The 24,127-nt window shown below is 68.9% G+C and carries 21 protein-coding genes and 2 tRNA genes; 9 read left to right on the plus strand and 14 right to left on the minus strand.

Features of this window, described 5'->3' with window-relative positions:
• Positions 1-13 precede the first annotated feature (13 nt).
• The 3 genes from AAFO60_RS14455 to AAFO60_RS14465 all read right to left on the minus strand — a co-directional run bounded on the left by AAFO60_RS14455 (position 14) and on the right by AAFO60_RS14465 (position 3,730).
• A complete protein-coding gene (locus AAFO60_RS14455; RefSeq protein ID WP_347956979.1) occupies positions 14-1,144 on the minus strand; it encodes an NDMA-dependent alcohol dehydrogenase in 1,131 nt (376 codons plus the stop codon).
• 126 nt (positions 1,145-1,270) lie between these two features.
• Positions 1,271-2,869 (minus strand): fatty-acid--CoA ligase FadD5, encoded by a 1,599-nt coding sequence (fadD5, locus tag AAFO60_RS14460; RefSeq protein ID WP_347956915.1) that lies wholly within the window; start codon positions 2,867-2,869, stop codon positions 1,271-1,273.
• 60 nt (positions 2,870-2,929) lie between these two features.
• Entirely contained in the window at positions 2,930-3,730 is an 801-nt protein-coding gene (locus AAFO60_RS14465) for an enoyl-CoA hydratase-related protein (RefSeq protein ID WP_347956916.1), read from the minus strand.
• Positions 3,731-3,904: 174 nt separating this feature from the next.
• On the opposite strand from AAFO60_RS14465, the gene AAFO60_RS14470 reads away from it, so the two are divergent.
• Entirely contained in the window at positions 3,905-5,092 is a 1,188-nt protein-coding gene (locus tag AAFO60_RS14470; RefSeq protein ID WP_347956917.1) for a TetR/AcrR family transcriptional regulator, read from the plus strand.
• A 15-nt stretch (positions 5,093-5,107) separates the two neighbouring features.
• On the opposite strand, the gene AAFO60_RS14475 is transcribed toward AAFO60_RS14470, so the two are convergent.
• Entirely contained in the window at positions 5,108-5,827 is a 720-nt protein-coding gene (locus AAFO60_RS14475; protein ID WP_347956918.1) for a hypothetical protein, read from the minus strand.
• Between the two features lie 137 nt (positions 5,828-5,964).
• Between AAFO60_RS14475 and AAFO60_RS14480 the strand changes: the two genes are divergently transcribed.
• The 5 genes from AAFO60_RS14480 (at position 5,965) to AAFO60_RS14500 (ending at position 10,730) form a co-directional block, all read left to right on the plus strand.
• Complete coding sequence (locus AAFO60_RS14480) at positions 5,965-7,104, plus strand: acyl-CoA dehydrogenase family protein (RefSeq protein WP_347956919.1); 1,140 nt, start codon at positions 5,965-5,967, stop codon at positions 7,102-7,104.
• Positions 7,094-7,777, plus strand: a complete 684-nt coding sequence (locus tag AAFO60_RS14485; RefSeq protein WP_347956920.1) for a GntR family transcriptional regulator — start codon at positions 7,094-7,096, stop codon at positions 7,775-7,777. Before AAFO60_RS14480 ends, AAFO60_RS14485 begins: the two co-directional genes overlap by 11 nt.
• A 105-nt stretch (positions 7,778-7,882) precedes the next feature.
• Positions 7,883-7,954: transfer RNA gene (locus tag AAFO60_RS14490), tRNA-Asn, on the plus strand.
• Positions 7,955-8,192: 238 nt separating this feature from the next.
• Positions 8,193-9,020, plus strand: a complete 828-nt coding sequence (locus tag AAFO60_RS14495; RefSeq protein WP_347956921.1) for a hypothetical protein — start codon at positions 8,193-8,195, stop codon at positions 9,018-9,020.
• A gap of 150 nt (positions 9,021-9,170) precedes the next feature.
• Positions 9,171-10,730, plus strand: coding sequence for a class I adenylate-forming enzyme family protein (locus AAFO60_RS14500; RefSeq protein ID WP_347956922.1), 1,560 nt, complete (start codon positions 9,171-9,173; stop codon positions 10,728-10,730).
• Positions 10,731-10,796: 66 nt separating this feature from the next.
• On the opposite strand, the gene AAFO60_RS14505 is transcribed toward AAFO60_RS14500, so the two are convergent.
• Complete coding sequence (locus tag AAFO60_RS14505) at positions 10,797-11,423, minus strand: HdeD family acid-resistance protein (RefSeq protein ID WP_347956923.1); 627 nt, start codon at positions 11,421-11,423, stop codon at positions 10,797-10,799.
• Between the two features lie 370 nt (positions 11,424-11,793).
• On the opposite strand from AAFO60_RS14505, the gene AAFO60_RS14510 reads away from it, so the two are divergent.
• The gene (locus tag AAFO60_RS14510; RefSeq protein WP_347956924.1) at positions 11,794-12,288 is read left to right on the plus strand and encodes an FBP domain-containing protein; all 495 of its coding nucleotides are present in this window, start codon (positions 11,794-11,796) and stop codon (positions 12,286-12,288) included.
• Between the two features lie 40 nt (positions 12,289-12,328).
• Here the strand turns inward: AAFO60_RS14510 and AAFO60_RS14515 are convergent, their stop codons facing one another.
• From AAFO60_RS14515 to AAFO60_RS14535, 5 genes are all read right to left on the minus strand, one after another.
• Positions 12,329-13,465, minus strand: coding sequence for an NAD(P)-binding domain-containing protein (locus AAFO60_RS14515; protein WP_347956925.1), 1,137 nt, complete (start codon positions 13,463-13,465; stop codon positions 12,329-12,331).
• A gap of 70 nt (positions 13,466-13,535) precedes the next feature.
• Positions 13,536-14,906: an ABC transporter permease gene (locus AAFO60_RS14520; RefSeq protein WP_347956926.1), complete on the minus strand. Its 1,371-nt coding sequence runs from the start codon at positions 14,904-14,906 to the stop codon at positions 13,536-13,538.
• A complete protein-coding gene (locus tag AAFO60_RS14525; protein ID WP_347956927.1) occupies positions 14,903-15,667 on the minus strand; it encodes an ABC transporter ATP-binding protein in 765 nt (254 codons plus the stop codon). The genes AAFO60_RS14520 and AAFO60_RS14525 overlap by 4 nt, the downstream gene beginning before the upstream one ends.
• A 131-nt stretch (positions 15,668-15,798) precedes the next feature.
• Positions 15,799-16,440, minus strand: coding sequence for a response regulator transcription factor (locus AAFO60_RS14530; RefSeq protein ID WP_347956928.1), 642 nt, complete (start codon positions 16,438-16,440; stop codon positions 15,799-15,801).
• Complete coding sequence (locus AAFO60_RS14535) at positions 16,437-17,627, minus strand: sensor histidine kinase (RefSeq protein ID WP_347956929.1); 1,191 nt, start codon at positions 17,625-17,627, stop codon at positions 16,437-16,439. The genes AAFO60_RS14530 and AAFO60_RS14535 overlap by 4 nt, the downstream gene beginning before the upstream one ends.
• A gap of 111 nt (positions 17,628-17,738) precedes the next feature.
• Here AAFO60_RS14535 and AAFO60_RS14540 point away from each other — a divergent pair, with 111 nt between their 5' ends.
• Together AAFO60_RS14540 and AAFO60_RS14545 are read left to right on the plus strand one after the other, a co-directional pair.
• Positions 17,739-18,410, plus strand: coding sequence for a hypothetical protein (locus AAFO60_RS14540; RefSeq protein WP_347956930.1), 672 nt, complete (start codon positions 17,739-17,741; stop codon positions 18,408-18,410).
• Between the two features lie 87 nt (positions 18,411-18,497).
• A tRNA-Ile gene (locus tag AAFO60_RS14545) sits at positions 18,498-18,574 on the plus strand.
• Positions 18,575-18,805: 231 nt separating this feature from the next.
• Here AAFO60_RS14545 and AAFO60_RS14550 read toward each other — a convergent pair.
• The 4 genes from AAFO60_RS14550 to dnaG all read right to left on the minus strand — a co-directional run bounded on the left by AAFO60_RS14550 (position 18,806) and on the right by dnaG (position 24,080).
• Positions 18,806-19,384 carry a PIN domain-containing protein gene (locus tag AAFO60_RS14550; RefSeq protein ID WP_347956931.1) on the minus strand — a complete coding sequence of 193 codons (579 nt, stop codon included), beginning with the start codon at positions 19,382-19,384 and terminating at the stop codon, positions 18,806-18,808.
• A 43-nt stretch (positions 19,385-19,427) separates the two neighbouring features.
• Positions 19,428-19,862 (minus strand): excisionase family DNA-binding protein, encoded by a 435-nt coding sequence (locus AAFO60_RS14555; protein WP_347956932.1) that lies wholly within the window; start codon positions 19,860-19,862, stop codon positions 19,428-19,430.
• A 179-nt stretch (positions 19,863-20,041) separates the two neighbouring features.
• Positions 20,042-22,045, minus strand: coding sequence for an OPT family oligopeptide transporter (locus AAFO60_RS14560; protein ID WP_347956933.1), 2,004 nt, complete (start codon positions 22,043-22,045; stop codon positions 20,042-20,044).
• Positions 22,046-22,169: 124 nt separating this feature from the next.
• Positions 22,170-24,080, minus strand: a complete 1,911-nt coding sequence (gene dnaG, locus AAFO60_RS14565) for a DNA primase (RefSeq protein ID WP_347956934.1) — start codon at positions 24,078-24,080, stop codon at positions 22,170-22,172.
• Between the last annotated feature and the right edge of the window lie 47 nt (positions 24,081-24,127).

Here is a 24,127-nt window from a genome sequence, read left to right on the forward strand (position 1 = left end):
GTTCGGCGCCGGGTCAGCGGTCGGCGTCGGTGTATCGGATGACGCCGCGGATGTTGCGGCCCTCCAACATGTCGTTGTAGCCCTCGTTGATCTGATCGAGGCTGTACTGCCGGGTGATCATCTCTTCAATCTTGAGCTTGCCGATCTTGTACATCGACAGCAGGTTGGGGATGTCGAGCTTCGGGTTGGCGCCGCCGAAGATGGAGCCCTGCAGGTTCTTCTGAAGCAGGGTCAGCATCGCCAGGTTGAGCGTGACCTGGTTGTCCATCATGTTGCCCATGCCGGTGAGCACGCAGGTGCCGTTCTTCGCGGTGATCGACAGCCAGGTGTCGACGTCCTTGCCGAAGACCTCGCCGACGGTGACGATGACCTTCTGGCACATGCCCCATTCGGTGGCGTTGCCGATGTCGTTCATCGCCTCTTCGACGGACGCGAAGACGTGCGTCGCGCCGAACTTGAGAGCCTGCTCGCGCTTCCACTCCACCGGGTCGATGGCGAAGACGTTGCGGGCGCCGGCGATCACGGCGCCCTGCAGTGCCGCGGTGCCGACGCCGCCGACACCGATGATCGCCACGTCCTCACCCGGGCGGACGTCGCCGCTGCGGGTGGACGAGCCGTAGCCGGTGGGGATGCCGCAGCCGCACAGGGCGGCGACCTCGAACGGGATGTCCTTGTCGATCTTCACCGCGGAGGCCTCGTGGACCACCATGTACGGGCTGAAGGTGCCCAGCAGCGTCATCGGGTAGACGGGCTCGCCGTCGGCGGTGTGGATGCGGAAGGTGTGGTCGGAGACGGCCTCGCCCTGCAGCAGCATGGCGCCGAAGTCACACAGGTTGGCCACGCCGGCCTTGCACGAACGGCACTTGCCGCACGAGGGGATGAACGACAGGACCACATGGTCGCCGACCTCGAAGTCGGTGACGCCCTCGCCGATCTCCTCGACCACGCCTGCGCCCTCGTGACCGCCCAGGATCGGGAAGCCGCCCATCGGAATGCCGCCGGTCATCAGATGGTGGTCGGAGTGGCACATGCCCGCGGCTTCCATGCGGATCTTGATCTCATGGGCCTTGGGATCACCGATCTCGATCTCTTCGATCTTCCACGGCGTGTTCAGTTCCCGCAGGATGGCGCCCTTGGTCTTCACAGTCACTTACCTCGATTTCGAATCCCGTTGCGGCCGGGCCGCATCCAACAGATGACGTACGGCGCGCGGCCGCATCTGCTAGTGAGGGTAGTCACTTCGGCCGGAAAATGAAACACGTTCCAGTTCTCAATTCTTGAGTCCGGCGTCTTTGCTGCCGTACTCCTCGCGCAGTCGCGGCTTGACGACCTTGCCGCCCGCGTTGCGGGGAAGCTCGTCGACCAGGACGATGTCCTTCGGGTGCTTGAACCGCGCCAGGTTCTCGTTGAGGTACGCCTCCATCTCCTCCAGCGTCAGCGATTCGACGCCCTCGGCCAGGACCACCACCGCGACCGGGACCTCGCCCCACTTCTCGTGCGCCCGCCCGATGATCGCGGCCTCGACGATGCTCGGGTGCGCGAACAGCACGTTCTCGACTTCGGCGCAGTAGATGTTCTCGCCGCCGGAGATGATCATGTCCTTGGCTCGGTCGACCACGTAGAGGAAGCCCTCCTCGTCCTGGCGGACCAGGTCGCCGGAGTGGAACCAGCCGCCGGCGAAGGCGTCGGCGGTCCCCTGCGGGTTCTGCCAGTAACCGGCCATCAGATTCGGGCCGCGGTAGACGATCTCGCCGACCTCGCCGGGCGCGACGTCGTTCATGGCCGGATCGACGATACGCGCGGTCACACACGGCACCACTTTGCCGATCGAACCGATCTTGCGCAGGGCGTCCTTGCCCTCGAGCACGCAGGTGATCGGCGACATCTCGGTCTGTCCGAAGACCGCCACGTTCATCGCGTCCGGGAAGGTCGCGTTCATGGCGTTCAGCACGGTGTCCGACGCGGGCGCCGCGCCCCAGCTGATGACCCGGAGCTTCAGATCGCGCGGGGCGGCCTGCTGCGCCGCACACACCGCCTGCCACTGCGCGGGCACCAGGAAGATGGACGTGGTACCCTCCGCCTCCAGGACGTCGAGCATCTGGTTCGGGTCGAAGGCGCCGAGCGGGTGGATGACGGTGGTGGCCCCCATGTAGAAGGTCGGCGTCATGGCTCCGAGTGCGGCGATGTGGAACATCGGGGCCACGCACGAGGCGATGTCGTCGGCGGAGGTGTTGAGCGCCTGAATGCAGGTGACCGCCTGCGCCTGCAGGTTCTGGTGGGTCAGCATGGACCCCTTGGGCTTACCGGTGGTACCCGAGGTGTACATGATGAGCGCGACCGTCTCCTCCGGGATGTCGATCTCCGGCAGCGGGTCCCCGACCTCGGCCACGAGATCCTCGAAGCCCAGGTGCGACGGGTTCGCGGCGTCGCCGACGTTGATGATGGTCTCGATGCTGCCGGTGAGCTGAGCGACCGCGTCGGCCAGCGGTGCGAGCATCGTCTCGGTCACCACCACCTTCGCACCCGAGTCCGACACCAGGAACGCGACCTCGGCCGGCGCCATCCGAATGTTGACCGGCACCGGGATCGCACCGATGAGGTTCGCTGCGAGGGTCAGTTCCACGTACTCGCTGCGGTTGAGCATCAGCACCAGGATCCGGTCGCCGAAGGACACCCCTCGTCGCAGCAGCGACGCCGCGAGCGAGTGCGTGCGGTCGTCGAGCTCACGCCATGTGGTGCTCTTGCCGAGGAAGCGCAGGGCCACCCGGTCGGGCGTGGTCTCCGCGTGGCGTCGGACCTGGTTGTTCCAGTGGTTGCGGCGCGAACGCAGCGGTTCCTGAGTGAGGGTCAGGCCAAGGGCGTCGGTCATGTCGTCTCCTGTCGGGATGGCCGGATCGATCGAGTTGCGGGGTGGTCGGTGGGCGGCGGGTCAGCGTTCGGTGGCGAACGCCGCGAGGGCCTGCTGAAACTGCGGCGACTGGAGCAGCCGGGTTTGCCCGGCGATCTCGCGGCCGAACGCCGCGTCGAGGCCGCCGAGCGCGTGGCCGTCGAGCGCGACCTTCGTGGCCGCCAGCGCCTGCGGCGACATGCGGGACAGCTTGGTCGCGACGCGATCGACGACGGCCGCGAGCCCCTCGGGGTCTTCGACGCAGGCGTTGACGAGGCCCTGGTCGACGGCCTCCGCGGCGGGCAGTCTCTCGCCCAGCAGTGCCATCGCATTGGCGCGGGCCCGCCCGACCGCGGCGGCGAACAGCGCGGTGGCGCCGCCGTCGGGCATCAGCCCGATGTTGACGAAGGCCAGCAGGAAGTAGGAGCGGCTGGTGGCGTAGACGAGGTCGGCCGCCACCGCGAGCGAGGCGCCGATGCCGACGGCCGGCCCGTCCATCGCCGCGATGACCGGCATCGGCAGGGCGCGCACCGCGCGCACCAGGTTCGAGCCGTTCTCGATGATGGCCTGCGATGCGGAGGCGTCGAAACCTCCCGACTGCGCGGCGTCGGCGGCCATGCCCGCCACGTCGGCGCCGGCGCAGAACGCCCCGCCGCGCCCGGACACGATCACCACGCGCACGTCGTCGCGAGCGGCCCATCGCCGGCACAGGTCGATGACCCGGGCCGACGCCGGGCCGTCCAGGGCGTTGAGCTGCCCGGGGCGATCGATCTCCAACCGCGCGACGCCGCGCTCGTCGATGCTCCCCCACACGCCGTCAAGGCCTTCGGCCTCGCTGATCATCGCTCTCCTCACCATCGCGGCCGGGCCGCGATCGAGCCAACCGTAACACCGGACGTGATCTACGTCATGAGAATCTCAATTAACATTTTTCCGGCATCTAAGCCTTCTACCTGCACTGATCAGAGTTCAGGAATGCAGGTGAAGTCATCAGTAGCTTCGCTAACATCGATTCTCATGACTGGGACCACGGACACGCCGACCGCCGGACGCGCTCGCAAGCGCCCGGCCGATCGGCGTGATCGCATCCTGGCGGCCGCCGCCCGGAACTTCGCGTCGGTCGGCTTCCACGAGACGCGGTTGAACGTCATCGCCGAGGAGGCGGGCGTCTCCGCACCCGCCCTGTACCGACACTTCTCCGGCAAGTACGAGCTGTTCGCGGCCGCGTTGATCGACCTGGCGGGCCGCCTCACCGCGGCAGCCGATGCCGTTCCGACCGGCGACGACCCGCGACAGGAGATCTCCGCCGTGCTGCGGGCCCTGGCCGTCACCGCCCTCGACAACCGGGAGTCCGGCAACATCTACCGCCGCGAGCCCCGACTCCTCAACGACGAGGACTGGCGGGCGCTGTCTGCGCTCTCCGGAACGTGGCGCGCTCGGCTGTGCACGCTGCTGCAGCGTCTTCGGCCGGACCTGTCCTACGGTGACGGCCGACTGCTGGTGACCGCCGCGGCGTCGATCATCGCCAGCCCGGTGACACACCGGGTGGCGCTGCCCCGAAAGACGGCGCTCGCGGTGCTGTGCGGGACCGCCGGCGCGGTGCTCGACCTCGACCTCCCCGCTCCCGCGCCGTCAGCGGGTGGAGAGGCCGGGCTCGTCCCCCTCGGCCGGCGCGAGGCCGTCCTGACCGAGTCGATCCGACTGTTCGCCCGACACGGCTTCCACGAGGTGACCCTGGAGCAGATCGGCGCGGCCGCCGGACTGCCGCCGTCGGGCGTCTACCGGCACTTCCAGTCGAAGTCCGCGATCCTGGCCGCGGCCCTGTGGCGCGCCTCCGAGCGGACCACCGGGGCCATCACCGAGGGCCTCGCACAGGCGACCACGCCGCACGAGGCGCTCATCGCGCTGGCCGGGGAGTACAGCGCGCTGTGCGTCGACGATCGCGCGATCATGACGGTGTACCTGCGCGACATGAATGCCCTCGACGCCGCCGACCAGCGCTCCCTGCGGCGCCAGCAGCGTCGCAACGTCGACGAGTGGGCCACGTGGCTGCAGCACGCGCGGCCCGAGGTCTCCTCGGCGACGGCCCGCTACCTCGTCCACGCGGCGCTCAGCGTCGCCACCGACCTGACGATCAGCTACCGCGACGCGGACGCCGACACCGTCGCGGTCCTCGTCGCGGCCGTCCTCACCGGCGATCCGTAGCGCAGAGCGCGCCGGTCAGACCACCGTCAGATCCGACAGCTTCCAGTCGTCGCCGTCGCGCGTCAGGGTGATCTTCACCCGCGACTGGTAGTCGATGCCCTCGCTGACGGCCGGCATCCTCGGCGATCGGACGTTCTGATCGATCGCGACCAGGACGACGGCGCGATCGTCGGACCGGGAGATGAGGCCGGCCTCCTTGGCCTCGGCCGTACCGGTGGCCTCGGCGGCGTCGTTGCCCTCGCGTGCCTGCTGCGAGGACTTGATGTAGCGGTCGGCGAACTCGGCCGTCGAGATCTGTCGGATCCGCTTGTCCAGCTCGGCGTAGTCGCCCGAGTGGTAGGTCAGCACGGTCGTGGCATACGTCTTCGCGTCGTCGACCGCCTGTCGGTCGGCCGCCGCGGTGTCCGCGGCGGGGTCGGCCGTGACGAGCAGGATCGTGAGCACCACCGTGGCGATGGCGAAGATCGCGGCGAGTCCGGCGAGCAGCGGGATGAGCCGCCCGCCGCCCGTCCGGGTCTGCGGGTCCACCGGCGATTCGCTCGCCGGCTCCACTCCGTCCGATTGAGAGTCGTTCGATTGAGAGTCGTTCGATTGAGAGTCGTTCGGTTCGGCGCTCGCCGCGTCCTCGCGGAGCTGTGCGCGGCGGGCGCGATTGCGAGCGAGGAGGTCTTCGCGTTCTGCTGCCGTCGTGCCGCCCGACCGCTCCCGGTCCCCGCCCTCGGTGCCTTCAACCATGGGCACCAACTCTAATCTGCACGCTTCCGCGACCATGAGTGAGGTGCATCACCGATACCAATCGTAAATATATGTGGTACGAATCTTGGTATCTGTTTCATTCCTGCACGAACACCCGCCGCACAGAGGAGCCCACCGTGGTTGAGTTCACCCCCGAACAGTCCGCTTTCGCCCAGGCCGTCGCCGACTTCTGCGAGCGGGAGGTCGGCACGCGCGAGAAGCGCGACGCCCTCACCCGCAACGGCGCCGACGCGCACTCCGATCTGCTGTACCGGAAGATGGCCGGGCTCGGCTGGGCCGGCATCAACGTCGCCGAGGAGTTCGGCGGCGCCGGAGCCGGCAACGTCGAGATGTGCATCTTCCTCGAGGAGTCGGTGCGCGGGCAGGCGCCCATCGGGGCGGTCGGCCCCACTCTCATCACCGCGGCCGCCTACGCCAAGTTCGCGCCCGACGAGCTGCGGCGAGAGGTGCTCGCCGGGGTCGTCGCCGGCGACTCGCTGTCGATCTCGATGTCCGAACCCGAAGCGGGGTCCGACGTCGGGGCGCTCACCTGCCGCGCCGAGAAGGTCGACGGCGGGTGGAAGATCAACGGGCAGAAGACGTGGTGCTCCAACGCCCACTTCTCCAAGAGCATCCTGCTGATCGCCCGCACCGATCGCTCCGGAGGCAAGCACGAGGGGCTGACCCAGTTCCACGTGCCCGCCGATACGCCCGGGCTCAAGATCAGCGGCATCGACACCCTCGGCGGCCGCGAGGTCAACGACCTCTACTTCACCGACTGCTTCGTCCCCGACTCGGCCGTCGTCGGCACCGTCGGCGACGGCTGGCGCCAGCTGATGTCGGGGCTGAACTCCGAACGTCTGATCCTCGCCGCGATGCAGGTGGGACTGGCCCGCCGCTCGTTCGACGACACGCTCGCCTTCATCAAGGAGCGCAAGCAGTTCGGTCGCCCCGTCGGGTCGTTTCAGGCACTGCGCCACCGGATGGCCGACCATGCCACCGAGATCGCCTGCACGCGCGAGCTGGTGTACAGCGTGGCCCGCGCCGCCGACGCGCACCCCGACAAGTTGATGCCGCGCGAGGCGTCGATGGTGAAGCTGAAGGCCACCGAGACCAGCAAGGCGATGACCATCGACGGCATGCAGATGATGGGCGGCTACGGTTACGCCACCGAGTTCGACGCCGAGCGGCTGATGCGGTCGGCGATCATCTCGACCGTCTTCGGCGGGACCAACGAGATCCAGCGCGACATCATCGGAAAGACCTATGGCCTCTGACTCCCCCGCATCCACGCGAGCGCGGCGACGCCCGCAACTGTCCGAGGAGGTGGCCGCGATCCTGCGGCACCGGATCATGACCGCCGAGGTGCTGCCCGGCGACCGGATCCGGATCGACGAGACCGCCGCCGAACTCGGGGTCAGCGTGACACCGGTCCGGGAGGCGCTCCTGACGCTGCGGGGCGAGGGCATGGTGCTGCTCGCCCCGCACCGCGGGTACGAGGTCGACGCGCTCACCCGCACCGACGTCGACGATCTGTTCTGGATCCAAGGCGAGGCGGCCGCAAGGATCGCCCGCCGTACGGCCGCGGTGATCACGCCGGCGCAGGTCGACGATCTCGCGTGGGCCAACGCCCGGTTCCGCGGTGCGCTCACCGCCGGCGACGCCGCCGCGCTCACCGAGGCGGAGTTCGAGTTCCACCGCACTCACAATCAGATCAGCGGCAACTCCAAGCTGGCCTGGATCCTGCTCAACACCACGCGGTACACCCCGCACGAGCTGTATGCCGCCGATCCGGACTGGGGCGCCGCCACGCTCGCCTTGCACGAGGAGTTGATCGCCGCCTACCGCGCCCGTGACGCCGACGCCGCCGCCCGCAGCATCCGCCAGGAGTTCACCGACGGCGCCGCCCGCCTCATCGCCCACCTGGAACAGACCGAGATCTGGCGATGAACGCGGGCGCCCGATCCGCCCATCGCACCGAAACCGCCTTCGACCAGCCGTTTTGCGCTCTCGCGGAATCATGGGCTAGAGTTTGAACTCGTTCGCAACGAGCAATCCCCCATAGCTCAACGGCAGAGCACTCGACTGTTAATCGAGCGGTTATTGGTTCGAATCCAATTGGGGGAGCAACAAAACCACCTGTTCACAGGTGGTTTTTTGTTTTCTTCCGGCGAGCCGTTTGGTGAAGGTGCGCCTCGTGGGCATGTCGTCGGTTCGATCACACCCGATCGTGCAGGAAGCTGCGGCCGTCCTACGTGATCGACGGGGTGCACCTTGATGGACCGCCGATGTGTGCCGGCTCGTCGTCACCTCGGGTGACAATCACAGTCGAGAGGCTGTCGGTGGCGTCCGATAGGTTACTGCCATGACCAATGGTGGACAGATCGCGCAGACGACCACGTTTGAGCAGACCCTGAGTGCGGCCGCTCAGTTGCCAGGCGTGCGGATCACCCGCGACGATTTCCTTCGCACTGAGTTGAACCGATTCTGTCTCGCCGACCAGGTCGACCTAGCGATCAGAACCACACCCGCAGAAGCGGGCATCCCGATCAACCTCCTCGATCAGATCGCGGCGAGTGTCATCAAATACGAGACGAGCAAGGTCACCGCGATCTCGGCGGCAGCGGGACTACCCGGCGGCTTCGCAGCTTTTGCCGCGGTTCCCGCAGACGTCGCCCAATACTTCGGCCACGTCCTCCGCGTCGTACAGAAGCTGGCGTATCTGTACAGCTGGCCAGACTTGTTCGACCCCGATGGCGCCGGAATGGATACGGCAACCGAGAGCATGTTGACCCTGTTCGTCGGAATCATGTTCGGCGTGAACGCCGCTCAGGCCGGTGTCGCCAAAGTGTCGGTACTCATCGCGGCCGAGGTGACAAAGAAGCTCCCACAGAAGGCCCTGACGAAGGGCACGATCTACCCGATAGTCAAGAAGGTCGCGGCAGCGATGAGTGTGAAGATGACCAAGCAGATCTTCGCACGGGGTGTTTCCAAGGCCGTACCGATCGTCGGCGCCGTCGTTTCAGGAGGCTTGACCCTCGCTACGTTCCTACCGATGTCGAAACGCCTCCAGCAACACCTGAGGACGCTGCCGCTGACCCATCCAAACCTCGGCGCGCAGCAGAAGTTCGGTGTCCCGCGAGCCAAGCCGATGAGTAAGTCGCGCAGCGTACTGACGACGAAGACTTCGTAGCTTCGCAACGGTCGGCGCACTGTGCTCTCGCACGATCACGATGGCTGACCTGGTCGGCCCGCCCGGCGACCGCGAAACCGGCGCCGCCCCGCCAGATTCACGCCTACGGTGGCCCTGACCAGTCCCTTCTGCTGATGAGAGGTGCCATCCGTGCCCGACCTGATCAACAACACCAAAGGACGCACCATCGGTGCCGTCCTCGCCGACCGCGCCGCCGCCGCTCCCGACGCCCCGTTCATCTTCTTCGGCGACGAGACGATCACCTACGCCGACATGCAGCGTCGTGCCGCGCGGGCGTCGGCGGGGCTGAGCGCCGCGGGCGTCGGCCACGGCGACCGGGTCGCGATCGCCGCGTCCAACAGCCCGGACTGGCTGGTCGCGTACTTCGCCACGGCTCGCCTGGGCGCGGTGCTGGTGACGCTCAACGTGGTCTACCGCGAGCACGAGTTCACCTACATGCTCGGTCAATCCGGCGCACGGATGCTGCTCTGCGACGAGGAGGCCGGCGGCTTCGAGTTCCGGCCCTTCCTCACCGGTCTGGCTCCGCAGCTGCCGGGCGTGGAGCGGATCGTCTACTTCGGCGCCGCGGGCGCCGACGGCTGGTCGCACCTCGTGGGCGGCGCCGATCCGGACGCTCCGCCACCCGCCGCGACGGTCGCGCCCGACGATCCGGCCGTCATCCTCTACACCTCCGGCACCACTGGCGACCCGAAGGGCGCGACGCTGACGCATGCGAGTCTGCTGGCGTCGGCGGCCATGCAGGCCCAGCGGTTCGACCAGACCGCCGACGACGTGGTCCTGGGCGCTCTGCCGTTCAACCACGTCGGAGGGCTCACCTGTGCCGTCGGATCGAGTCTGGTCGCCGGCGGATCGGTGGCCCTGCTGCCGCGATTCCACCCCGACCTGGTCGTCGACGCGACCGCCCGCGGCATCACCGTCTTCTGCGGCGTCCCGACCATGTATCGGATGCTGCTGGCGTCGGAGACGTTCGCCTCGTGCGACCTGTCGCGCACCAGGCTGTGCGTCGTCGGCGGATCGAACCTGGAGCCGGCGCTCGCCGAACAGGTCACCGCGCGGTTCGGTGGACCGCGGCTGTCGAACCTGTACGGCCTGTCGGAGACCTCCGGGGCGTGCATCATCTCCCCCGCCGACGATCCCCTCGCGCTGGTCGCGACCACCATCGGCACGACGCTCGACCAGGTCGAAGGCCGCATCGTCGACGACGCGGGCACCGAAGTCCCCCGCGGCGAGGCCGGCGAGCTTCAGGTGCGCGGCGCCTGCGTGGCCGCCGGATACTGGGACAAGCCGGCCGAGTCGGCGGCCGCCTTCGGCGCCGAGGGCTGGCTGGCCACCGGCGACGTCGCGACCATGAGCGCCGACGGCCACATCAGCATCATCTCCCGCAAGAAGGAGATGTACGTGCGCGGCGGCTACAACGTGTACCCGGCCGAGATAGAGAACGTCCTCGCCGCCGACCCGGCCGTCGCGATGAGCGCGGTGATCGGCGTACCCGACGCCACGTACGGCGAAACCGGATACGCCTTCGTCGTCCCGGCACCGGGATCGCAGGTGGACGTCCCGGGACTGCTGGCGCGCTGCCGCCGGTCGCTGGCCGAGTACAAGGTGCCCGAAACGATCGACCTCGTCGACTCCCTCCCGATGACGCCCGCGGGCAAGATCCGCAAGGTGGTGCTCCGACCGTCGCCCTGAGCTGCGCAGACACCGCAGCGCCCCGACCGAGAACGGTCGGGGCGCTGCTTGCGCGTGCGTGCCCGCTCAGCGCGTGCCGAGAGCCTCACCGGCACGGTGGACCTGCGAGCGCAGGGTGAAGGCGTTGACCACTTCCACGATGCCGACGACCACCAGCATGATGCCGGAGACCACGGTGAGCGTGGCGATCGACGAGATCGGCCAGATGATCAGGATGCCGCCGGCGACGACGGTCACGACGCCGGTGAAGATGCCCCACCCGCGGCCCGGCAGACCGCTCGCCGAATCCATGAACACCGACAGTTCGGTGACGCCGCGGAAGATCCAGCCGATGCCGACCCAGATCGCGAGCAGGATCACGGCGCTCTCGATGTTGCGGAAGGCGACGAACGCCAACAGGATCGAGATGGCACCGGAGACGAACGACAGGAATCGCCACCAGCCGTGCGCATGCTGGACACCGAAGGTCGCCGCGATCTGGAAGATGCCCGAGATCAGCAGGTAGATGCCGAACAGGATCGCCACCACCAGCAGCGTCGCTCCCGGCCACAGCAGAACGATCACGCCCAGGATCACCGACGCGATGCCGATGCCGAGCAGGCTCTGCCAGGTGCGATGGGCGATCTCCTTGGCGGCGTTGACCGCTGCCTCGCCGAGCGGATCCGAATAGATCCGCGGGTCGTTCATTGTCATTGCGCTTTCGACCTTCCTCTCCGAAGTCACCTGCGCACCGAGTCACAACGACCGATGCAGGCACCGATCGGGTTGGGCCACCAGCCCTCTCCCCCGCGACCGGGCCAGCAGGAATGTTAGCGCCGCCGACCGCTCCCGGCCCGGCGAGTGAGCGGGATCGTCACAGATCAGACCCTGTGCGCTACCGTGGAGACATCATGACCGCTCACCTGCAGGAGGCTTCCGGCGCGCACCGCGCCGCAAGCAGATGACCGTGCCCCGCAGCCGATCCCCTCGGATCGGCTGCTCGTCGACGTCTCCGGCCCGCTCTGCGGCCCGGCATCCCAGGTAACCCCGCGCAGACTGCGCACCCCGAAGATCGGTCATCATCGTGAACACCTACACCCAGCAACAGATCCTCGACGCCTTCCGCGGCGCCACCCGCAGTGAGATCAAGAAGGTCAGCTTCCCCCTCGACTTCGACGAGGTCGATTTCGACCGTCTCGAGTACTTCGGCTGGCAGGACCGGAAGATTCCGCGCCGCGCCTACCTCGCCACCGAGCACGACGGACAGCTCGTCGCGCTGATTCTGAACCGCGCCGAGGCCAAGCCCTCGCGGCGCACCATGTGCGCGTGGTGCCGCGACGTGGAGCTGACCGAGGAGGCGGTGCTCTACACGGTCCGTCGGACCGGCGCGAAGGGCCGCCGCGGCGACACCATCGGAACTCTGGTGTGCTCGGGGTTCAACTGCGCCAAGCACGCCCGCAAGCTACCGCCCGCCTACCACAAGGGCACCGACCTGGCGGCGATCCGCGCCGACCAGCTCGCGCAGCTGCGCCGGCGCGTCGACGCCTTCGTCACCGAGGTGCTGTCCACCGAGGACTGACCGCCGTCCCCGGATATCGCACCGCTTCCGTTCTCCGCACTCAGTCGCGACCGGGTGCGGAGAACGAAAGCGGTGCGTCGAGCGCGTCGGTGAACCGCACGGCGGCGCGGGCCGCCCGACGACCGGCCCGCGTGGCGCCGAGCGTCGAGGCGCTGCGGCCGTAGCCGACGAGGAACAGGCCCGGCACTTTGACGACGCTGACGTCGTCGTCGGCCATCAGCACCCCGCCGGTGCGCTCCCGGATGCGGAGCGGGGCCAGCTGCCCGAGCGAGGCGCGAAAGCCCGTCGCCCAGATGATGACGTCGACCGATTCGGTGGTCCCGTCGGCGAACTCGACGCCGTCGGGCAGCAGTCGGGCGATCGGCCCGCGCGAGCTCAGCACCCGCGACTCGATGGCGGGCACGAACCGCGGCGTCCGCGGCAGCCCGGTCGCGGCGACGACGCTCAGCGGTCGCAGCCCCGCCCGGGTGCGGGCGGCGACCCTGTTCTCGACGTCCAGTCCCCACTCGGTGTCGAAGGGGATCTCGCGCCAGCGCGGCGGCGTGCGGGTCGACCAGATCGGGGTGGCGCCCGCCTCGTCGAGGAGGATCACGAACTCGACCGCGGAGATCCCGCCGCCCACCACCAGGACACGCTGACCGGCGAAGTCGCCGGGTTCGGGGAAGTCGCGGGTGGTGAGCCGGCGCCCCTCGAAGCGGCCCGGATACCACGGCACGTACGGCCGATCCCAGGTGCCGGTCCCGTTGATCACCGCGCCCGCCCGATAGGTCCGACGGTCCCCGCCCGGATCCTCGGCGCGGACGGTGAACGGGCGTCGGGGATCGTCGGCCGGTTCCACCGCGCTCACCCGCCACGGGCGCGACACGTCCAGCCCGCGGTCGGTCTCGTAGGCGCCGTAGTATCGCTTGATCACCTCGCGGGCCGGCTCGCCCGGATCGGCGTCGGGTCGCTGCGTGCCGGGGAGTCCGTACACGCCGTTGACGAGGTCGAAGGTGAGCGCGTCCCAGCGGTGACTCCACGCCCCGCCCGGTGTCGGGTTGGCGTCGAGGATCTCGAAGTCGACGCCGGCTCGGAGCCCGTCGCACTGCAGGAAGTAGGCCGTCGACAATCCCGCCTGCCCCGCCCCGATGATCACGATGCGCCGATCGAGGATCGTCTCGTGCACGCTGTCGCCCATGACTGAGGCAACCGCGCCCGGCCCGTCGATGTTCCAGCCCCGCCGATGTTCGGCCCCGCCGACGTTCCGGTCAGACGACGGCGAGGGCGTCGACCGGCGGCACCGACACCGCGCGCCGGCTCGGCACCACCGCCGCGGCCGCGGCCAGCCCGACGGTCCCGGCGACGATCGCGAGCAGCGCCGCCGGCGGCACCCCGATCGGGAATCCGGGAGTCAGCGCACCCAGCAACGACTGGCTGCCGATCGCACCGAAGACGATGCCCAGAACCAGCCCGCCGACCATCGCCGTGCCCGACAACGCCAGCGACTCACAGGCGATGCTGCCGCGGACCTGCCGAGCGGTGAATCCCAGCGCGCGGAGCACCCCGATCTCCCGGGTGCGTCGTACCACGGTCAACGACATCGTCGAGATGAAGCCGACGGCCGCGATCACCACCGAGATCCCGATGAGGCCGGCCAGCACCCAGGTCATCATCTCGAGGCCTTGGCGGTTGTCGGCCAGCTGTTCGGCGGTCAGTCCCCACCGGTCGACCGAGTCCTGCAGCGAGCTCATGCCGGCGACGACCGTGGTGACCAGGGTGACGCCGATGAGCAGGCCGATCGTCGAACGCGTGGTGCGACCGGGGTCGGCGACCGCATTCTTGCGGGCCAGGGTCGCCGCCGGACCGCGGCCCAGGGCCGCCGACACCGCCGCGACCGCCGCGGGTACGACCAGCGGCGCGCCGATCAGCAGGCCGAGGCAGGTCAGCGCGGTCCCGAGAAAGGCGACGGCGAAGCCGGCGCTGCTGCCCTCCTCGCCGAGCAGGCACGCCGCGGCCAGCAGCAGCGCTCCCACGCCGAGCGCCACGACCGCCACAGTGCGCCGCAACCAGTGCAGGCGGTTGGCCGACGGATCCGCGGGAGCACCCGACAGCACGCGGCGCGAACCGAAATGAGTGGCGATCACGGCCGTCACGACGACCGCCGACGCCGCGATCAGGGTCGTCGGCGGCAGGTAGCCGTACCGGATGTCGGGCAGGACTCCGCGCGAGACCAGCGACACCCGCGCGATGTCGGCGAGTCCGACGCCGACGACGAGGCCGACACCGGCCCCGATCGCCGCGACCTGCGCGACACCCCGCAGCAGGCTCACCCGCAGCTGCCGGGCGCTGGCGCCGACCAGCCGGAGCATCTGCAGGTGCTGCGCACGCCCGACGATCACCGTGTCGACGCCGTGCGCGATCACGAGCGAGGACACGAACAGCGCGATCATGATGAAGACCGTCGCGACGATGCCCAGCACGACGGCGAGCGCGCCGTCGGTGTGCTCGCCGGCCGCGCCGAGGACGTCCGCGGCGGTCAGGACCAGACCTCCGTAGGCCGCCGCCAACCCGCAGACGATGCCGACCGCCGACAGCTCCCGCATCGAGCCGACGGTGAGCCGCCGATCGGTGGCCCTCACGCCGCCACCCCCTGCAGGGTGATGAGCAGGTCGGAGATCTGGCGCGCGTCCAGGCCGCGGTACTCGCCGACGATCCGACCGTCGGCCAGCATCAGCACGCGGTCGGCGTACGACGCGGCGACCGGGTCGTGGGTGACCATGGCGATGCCCTGCCCGTACTCGCGGGCCGCGGTCGCCAGCAGCGCCAACACCTCCCGGCCGGTCCCGGTGTCGAGTGCGCCGGTCGGCTCGTCGGCCAGAATGATGGTCGGCTTTCCCGCCAGCGCACGGACGATCGCGACACGCTGCTGCTGACCGCCCGAGAGCTGCGAGGGCAGGTAGTCGAGCCGGTCGCGCAGCCCGAGCGTGCCGATCAGGTGGGCGATCCACGCCTGCTCGGCGACGTCGGGTTCCCGCCCGGCCAGGACGAACGGGAGCCGGATGTTCTCCTCGGCCGTCAGGGTCGGGATCAGGTTGAAGGACTGGAACACGAAGCCGATGTGGTGGCGGCGCAGGACGGTGCGGGCGGTGTCGCCGAGTCCGACGATCGGCGTGTCCCCCACCCAGATCTGCCCGGAGTCGGCTTCGTCGAGGCCCGCCATCACGTTCATCAGCGTCGACTTGCCCGACCCCGACGGCCCCATGATCGCGGTGAACTCGCGGCGGCGGATGTCGACCGAGACGTCCCTCAGCGCGTGGACCGGATTGGCGGGATCGCCGTAGGCCCGCGACACGTGACGCAGGACGACGGCCTGCCGATCAGTTCTCTCAGTTTCGTTCATACCCCCACGCTAGGGCGCTGACCTGGCCCTTCGCGTCGGCCCGCGGACTGTTTCGGGGTCATCCCCGCGACCGGTCGGCCCTCGTCCGCGAGGATGACCCGCGCGGCGCCGGGTCCACCGTGCGGACCTCGTCAGACCAGTCCGTGCTCGTAGGCGTAGACCACCAGCTGCACGCGGTCGCGCAGCGACAGCTTCGCCAGCACGCGCGAGATGTGCGTCTTCACCGTCGCCTCGGACAGGAACTCGGCGGCGGCGATCTCGGCGTTCGACAGGCCGTGTGCGGCGCGGGCGAGGATCTCGCGTTCGCGCGCGGTGAGGGTCTCGTATTCGGGGCCCGGCGCCTCGGTGCGAGCGCCGTGCCGCTCGAACAGTCGGCGGGTCGCCGACGCCGCGACCACCTGGCTGCCGTCGGCGACGGCGCGCACCGTCGCCAACAGGAACTCGGGCTGCGCATCTTTGAGGACGAAGCCGCTCGCCCCCGCCTCGATGGCCCGGGCGGCGGCCTCGTCGACGTCGAAGGTGGTCAGCACCAGTACTTTCGGCGCATCGGCGCCGAGTTCGGCGAGCAACGAGCCGGTGGCGGTGATCCCGTCGATGCCGGGCATCCGCACGTCCATCAGGATCACGTCCGGGCTCGCCTGCCGAACCGTCTGCACCAGGTTCAACGCCGACGACTCCTGCGCGACGACCTCGATGTCGGGCTGGCTGTCCAAGATCATGGCGATACCGCCCCGGAACAGCGGCTGGTCGTCGACGAGGGCGACGCGGATCATGAGAGTCCTTCCGGGCGTGCGGGAATCGTGAGTTCGACGAGCCAACCGTCTTCGACGGCGGCGCTGGTCAGGGTACCGCCGGCCAGTTCGGCTCGTTCGATCATGCCGGTGATGCCGTGGCCGGCACCACCCGGTGCGAGCGGGGCCGCCGACAGGGCGTTGGCCACGCTCAGCCTGCAGCCGTCGGTCCAGTCCTGCCGCACGTGCACCGGGCGGGTCATGTCGCCGTACTTGAGGGCGTTGGTCAGCGCCTCGGTGAGCACTGCGAAGGCGACGCGGACATCCAGCGCCGACACCGCGTTCTCGTCGCCGATCTCGGTGGACTGCAGCATCATTCCGGCTGCCCGCATCCGGTCGAACAGCTGGTCGCGGTCGATTCGCGCCGCCTCCGCCGTCGACTCGGTGCTCCGCAGCTCCTCGAGCACCCCGCGCACGTCGGCCAACGCCTGGCGGGCGGTCTGGGCGATCACCCCGAGCGCCTCGCGCGCCGCCTCGGGGCTGGCGTCGAGCGCGAATCGGGCGCCCTCGGCCTGCGCGACCACCACCGCGAGCGAGTGCGCGACGACGTCGTGCATGTCGCGCGCCAGGCTCGAGCGCTGCGCCTGCTCGTCGTACAGATCCAGGACCCGCTTTCGCTCCAGTTCGGCGATCTGCTCGGCGATCCGCGCCTGCTCCACGCTCTTGCGCTGATAGCGGACCAGGCCGAACGTCCAGCTCCCGACGAGCAGGACCGCGACGGCGATGAAGATGATGATGTGCGCGAGCGCGGCGGAGTCGCCCACGGTTCCGTACGCGCCGGTCCGCGGATACACCCATGCCGCCACCCCGGAGCCGATGACGGCCACGGAGAGCGACCCCCGGCGCACGCGGGCGTCGGGATGGTTGCCCGCGGTGTAGAACAGGATCGCGTACAGCAGGCTGGGGCCGACGGCGATCTCGTAGGTCGCGACCTGGATCGCCGCCGACAGCAGTGCGAGGGCCATCATCGCGGTGGGCGCCGACCGCCGGCACATCAGGGCCGCACCGATCAGCACCGAGGCGAGTTGCACGGGACCGCTGAGATCCACCGAGGCCAGCACCATCAGGCCGGTGAGGACGAAGCCGACCGTCGCATCGGCGATCGCCGAGCGTCGCGACAGGTCCGGGAAGGCGAGCGGGTCGGCGGCGAGTCTACCGATCTTGACCATTGCTCTACCGTGCCATGCCGTCGCGCCGAGGGTCCGCGCGACGGTGTGACAGTGGCTGCATTCGATACTCCCCTCTACGAATTGTGCCAATGATCGTTGTACTGTTTCGGGGTGACTTCGCTAGCAGACCGCGGCCGCCGGAGCGTGACCGATTTGGCGCAGCAGTCCTCTGCCCTCGTGACCCGCGCGCTCACCAATCCGATCCGCACCCAGCCCGCGCCGGTGCCGGTCGACGGCGTCGAGGCCGCCAACCGGCTCCTGCGGTATCTGGGCATCACCACGTTCACCCCGACTGTCGGGCTCAGCACCGATCTGACCTTCCCCGTCGCGGTCGGCGGCGCCGTCGCGGGGCCGTACACCCCGGGGATCGGCAATCTGACGATCGCCAACATGAGCGTGAACGCGGTCCGCGGCGGCGAGGTCTTCTACGGTTTCCTGCCGGTCGGCGTGTTCGCCGACTTCGGCGACAAGTCCGGCGTCCACGTCGCCTGGTTCAACGCCTCCACCTTCCGCGGCGGCCTCGGCGCTCCCCTCGCCGGACTCACCGACACCCTGATCGACGCGGTGAGTCGGCGGGTTCCCTCGACGCCGCTCCCGGCAGGCGTGTACGGCGCGGCCGTCTCGCGCCTCAAGCGCAGCCTGCGCGTCGTTCCGTCGAACGGTGTCCGCGGCGGTTTGGTCGACACCGGTCAGGGCGTGGTCTTCTGCGCGGTCTACGGGACCGTCCGACGCGGCCGCACCCGCTACTTCTTCCTCCCGTCGGTCGGCGTCACGCGCGCCTGACCCGACCGCCCCGCCGCATCCGTGAGCCACCCGGTCGACGACCGATCGGCACCGGGTACTCTCATTCTCCGGGCCGATCGGGCCCACGGGGCGATAGCTCAGTCGGTTAGAGCCGCTGACTCATAATCAGCTGGTCGCGGGTTCGAGCCCCGCTCGCCCCACCACGAACGCAGGTCAAGGCCGCTTTCCCGGCATCGGGCTGCTGGCCTCGATATCTCATCGAGGTGACGTCCCGCGTCCCTGGCCTGACCGGTGAACACTGCCGCGGGGCACCGAAATCCCGTCCGACCAGCTCGAACTGGAAACGATCGACCGCGAGGCCGACCAATCTGCACCCTCGCGGGCAAGGTCCTCGACCCGCTGCACCGCGGCGAAGCCCGACCGCTCCGGTCCGTTCATAGTTGCTGGAGCCTCAACCTGACGCGTTCAGCGAACCGCGGACAGTCCGCAGCATCAAGCGCCGGCGGCAGATTCACCCCGCCCGAGGGATTCTTAGCGCACCAGTACTCGAGTTGCTCCCCTGACACACGGCGCACCGTGCCCGGTGAGGAATCGTCTACCAGCACGAAGAACTCATCCGGACGATAGATCTCGTAGGGCAGACCGTCCCGGTCCTCCTCGCTGAGATCGGTGAACCCCTTGTCCGCAGTCAGAACGATATCGACACCGGCCGCAACGGCCGCAGCATGAACATGCGCATCGTCTGGATCCGACCCGCGGTAGCCCGGAGCACCGGCAGGGTAGTCCTCGACACGGTAATCGAGTTGCTCGATGATCCGGTCATGGACCGAACGCGTCAGATACCCCGGAGCCTCGGGCTTCTCGCGACGGAGCGTGTAGACCACCTCGGCGATCACATCCTCGGTCGTGCAGACCGAGAACATGTCGCCGGCATTCCGCAGCAAGAACAGCCAGTCACGCAGCGTCCTTGACCGGACGACGTTCGCATCGACGAAGACCTGAGTAGCTCCCACCAGGGCAGACTACCCAGGGCCTGACGTAGCCCCAGACGGTGACTCAGTGTTGATCGAGCTGCTCATCGAGATCTCGCAGCACTGCGAACGCCTCACGCTGACGCTCACGACGAACGCGCTTGAGCTCACGCACATCCGATAGGCGAACACGGCGATGCGACCCAACCCTGTGAGCCGGCAACTCGCCCCTCTCGATCATCTTCACGACCGCCTGCCTCGACACTCCCAGGTGCTCCGCAGCCACCCCCGTCGTCAGCTCATCAGGAAGCGTCTGGATGGAGATGGTCGCACCCTCGGCAACCGCCGACAGGACCGCCTGAATGATCGCGGACAGCTCACGCGGCACCGCGACCGTACGATCACTCGCGTCGGCAATCGCAACCGACGACACCGTCGGAACGGCCTTGAGCACTCCTTGCGCGGCTCGCTGGTAGCGATCATCATCGAGGAGCAGACTCCGCTGAATCGTCGCAGTCATCGTTCCCACCTCCGCCTTTGGTTACATCATTAACCGTAACCAGTTGCGTCTATATTCGCAACCGTGCGTACGAAGACGCAAGCCCGAGCACACGACACGTGTGTTACGCGGCGGCGTGATCCGATGCCCCGAATCGTTCGGGGTGTTCGCGGCGTGCCTGTATGAGACAGTCACCAGCCCTACTTCTTCTGCACCGCGCCGTCGGCCGGACCGTCGGAGGCGACCTTCTTCACGTACCGGTACAGTCCGGTGATCATCACCGCGAAGACGATGACGCCGATCACCTGCATCCAGTTGCCGAGTCCGTCGCCGACGATCGCCAGCGGCGAATCGTTGCCGGTCGCACCGACGATGCCCGCGAAGATGACGCCGTAGATGCTCTCACCGACGATGAGGCCGGTCGCGAGCAGGATGCCCAGGCGCTTCTTGCGTTCCCCGTCGACGGCGTCGCGCATCGCCCACTTGTCGTAGGCCAGGCCGATGAACGCACCGATCGGGATGATCAGGGTCAGCGACATCGGCAGGTACATGCCCATGCCGACGGCCAGCGGCGGCAGCTTCAAGTTCTTGGTGGTGCGCTTGAGCACCTCGTCGATCGCGATCACGCCGGCGCCGATCGCGACGCCGAGCCCGATGAGCGCCCAGTTGAGGTCGCCGCCGAAGACGCCCTGCGCCAGCGTCGACAGGAGGGCGGCCTGCGGCGCGGCGAGCGCATTGTCGCCCGCGCCCGGCGCGCCCTGGAAACCGAAGGCGTTGTGCATCAGCTCCAGGATCGGCGGGATGATCGCCGACCCGAAGAGCACGCCGATGATCAGCGCGACCTGCTGCTTCCACGGGGTGGCGCCGACGAGCTGACCTGTCTTGAGGTCCTGCAGGTTGTCGTTCGAGATGGTCGCCACGCCGAAGACGACGGCCGCGGTGAACAGCGTGTAGGCGATCAGCGCCTCGGTCTGGCTGGTGCTCTCGGCGGGACCGTGCGTCACCTTGATCAGCAGCGCGGCGGTCAGGACCACCAGGACGCCGACGCCGGAGATCGGGCTGTTCGACGACCCGATGAGCCCGGCCATGTAGCCGCACACCGCAGCGACGACGAGCCCGATGACGAACACGAAGATGATGGTGACGATCAGAATGCCCGCGGCGCTCCCGACCAGCGCGGTGCCGCTGAGGAAGTCCCACAGCAGCCACCCGATCGGGATCATCGCCAGCACGACGGTCAGTCCGACGTACTGGATCGGGATGTCGCGTTCGGTCACGTCGACGGCCTGGCCCGACCGGCGCGTGCGCGCGCTCACGGCGGCGTCGAGGATGCCGCGGATGATCGGGCCGATGATGGTCAGCAGCGTCCACACGGCGGCGACGGCGATCGCGCCGGCACCGACCATCCGCACGTCGGACTTGAAGATGCCGTTGACCGCGTCGAGCAGATCGCCCGACGGCAGCACGTCCCAGGTGCGCCCGGGCAGGACGATGAAGAACGAGATCACCAGGCCGACGAGCATGGCGATGCCGACGGCCACACCCACGAGGTGTCCGACGCCGATGAGCGCCATCGACAGGCTCGCGCCGACCATCGTCGCACCGGACCCGACGCGGAAGGCGACGGCGACCTCGGTCGCGACCAGCTTCAACGAGCCGAGCAGGGCGAACAGGGCCGAGCCGATCGCGCCGACGACGATGGCGCGCATGCCGCCGCGGTTGGAGTCCTGGGCGGCCTCCGCCGGATCCTGACCGGCGACGTCGCCGACCTTGAGCACCTCGGCGGCGGCGACGCCCTCCGGGTACGGAAGATCCGAGCCGGTGACCAGGGCACGGCGCAGCGGGATGGAGTACATGACGCCGAGGATGCCGCCGATGGCGCACACCGCCACCGTCATCCAGTACGGGAAGCCCGTCCACCAGCCGATCATGATCAGGCCCGGCAGGACGAAGATGATCGCCGACAGCGTGCCCGCCGCCGACGCGATGGTCTGCACGATGTTGTTCTCGACGATCGAGTGATCGCGGAAGTACCGCAGCACCGACATCGAGATGACCGCCGCCGGGATCGCGGTGGCGAACGTGAGCCCGACCTTCAGACCGAGGTAGACGTTCGCGGCGGTGAACACCAACGTGATGAGTCCGCCGAGGACGACGCTTCGGATCGTCAACTCACGCATCGGACTCTTCACCGAAGTAGACATGGGTTTGGTTCCCTCCCGCTCGGCACCGGCTTGTGCGAGCAGAAAATCACCTTACGACCCGACTCCCGGTCCGCGCGCGCCAACCCGGTGATCATCGCCCCGGCCCGCCGGCGGGACGCGGTCCTCAGAGCGCGGCCGCGCCCGCGTCGAAGGCCTGCTCCAGCAGGCTGCGCCGATAGGATTCGAGCGCGACGAGGTCGCCGAACAGCGCGTTGTACGCGTCCGGATCATTGCCGGGCGACATCCGCCGCAGCTTGGATTTGATGTCGGCGATCTGCGAGCCGACCCAGATCTCCTGCGAGCGCGCCAGCACGCTGGAGATGTACTGCGAGATCCGATCGTCCTCCACCGGCAGCGGTTCGACGGCCAGCTCGGTCACCAGCGGTGCGACCGCCGGATCGTCGATCACCAGGTGATGCACGGCGTCGACCCAGGCGGCGCCGCCGAGCCCGCTCGCCGCTCCCCCGGCCTGGGCGATCGCCTCGCGGATCGCCAGGTAGGAGGGATCGGTGAAGCACTCGCCCGGCAGCGAGTCGAAGACCGTGCCTGCGATCGCCGGGTACTGCAGCGCCGCCTTGAGGGCCTCGCGCTGCGGCCACAGCCGCGGGTCGTTGGGCAGCGGCCGGGCCGTCGGCGGCGCCGACATCGCCTCCGGCCGGGTCCGCGAGTTCCGTTGCCGCGACTGGCCGCCGCGCCCGCGCCCGTACCGTTTGGCGTCGCCGCGCACCCGCGAGAGGACCTGTGCCACATCGTCCCAGCCGACCCAGCCGGCCAGCTGACGGGCGTACTCGTCGCGCAGTGCGACGTCGCGGATACGGGCGACGACGGGCACCGTCTCGCGCAGCGCCGCCACCCGTCCCTCGGCGGTGTCGAGGTCCTGCTTGGCGATGAGGGTCTTGATGGCGAACTGGAACATCGGGATCCGCCGCGCGATCAGATCCCGCAGCGCCGGATCGCCGGACCGCTGCCGCAGCTCGCACGGATCCATCCCGTCGGGCGCGACCGCGACGAAGGTCTGCCCGGCCACCGACTGCTCGCCCTCGAAGGCCTTGAGCGCCGCCGCCTGGCCGGCGTCGTCGCCGTCGAAGGTGTAGATGACCTCGCCGCGAAAGTACGAGTCGTCCATCATCAGTCGGCGGATCAGCGCGAGGTGATCCTCGCCGAAGGCGGTGCCACACGAGGCGACGGCGGTCGTCACACCGGCCATGTGCATGGCCATCACGTCGGTGTACCCCTCGACGATCACCACCTGGTGCCCCTTGGCGATGTCGCGCTTGGCCAGGTCGAGCCCGAACAGCACCTGCGACTTCTTGTACAGCATGGTCTCGGGCGTGTTCATGTACTTGCCGAGGTTGTCGTCGTCGAACAGCTTGCGGGCGCCGAAACCGATGACATCGCCGCCCAGGTTGCGGATGGGCCACAGCAGCCGGCGGTGGAACCGGTCGATGGGTCCCTTGCGGCCCTGCTTCGACAGTCCGGCGGCCTCCAGCTCCGAGAACTGGAAGCCCTGGCGCAGCAGCGCCTTGGTCATCGTGTCCCACCCGGCCGGGGCGTAGCCGCAGCCGAAGTGCGCGGCGGCGTTGCCGTCGAAACCGCGTTCGGTGAGGAACTCGCGCGCTGCCTGCGCGTCGGGGCCGGCCAACTGTTCGGCGTAGAACTGCTGGGCGGCCGCATTGGCGGCGACGAGGCGGGCGCGGGTGCCGCGGTCGCGTTTGATCGCGGTGCCGCCGCCCTCGTAGTTGATGGTGTAGCCGATGCTGTCGGCGAGCTGCTCGACCGCCTCGACGAAGCTGATGTGCTCCTGCTTCTGCAGGAACGTGTAGACGTCGCCGCCCTCGCCGCAGCCGAAGCAGTGGAAGTGGCCGTGATTCGGGCGCACGTGGAACGACGGCGTCTTCTCGTCGTGGAACGGGCACAGTCCGGTCATGCGGTCGGCACCGGCCCGGCGCAGCGTGACGTATTCTCCGATCACGTCTTCGATGCGCGTCTGCTCACGGATCGCAGCGATGTCGCGATCGGGGATTCGGCCTGGCACGGGTCCAGTCTAGGCGCCCGTGCGGAGCGGGGTTCCGCGCCAGTCCA

Source organism: Gordonia aichiensis, from assembly GCF_039946255.1.
In the GTDB taxonomy this organism is placed as follows: Bacteria; Actinomycetota; Actinomycetes; order Mycobacteriales; family Mycobacteriaceae; genus Gordonia; species Gordonia aichiensis_A.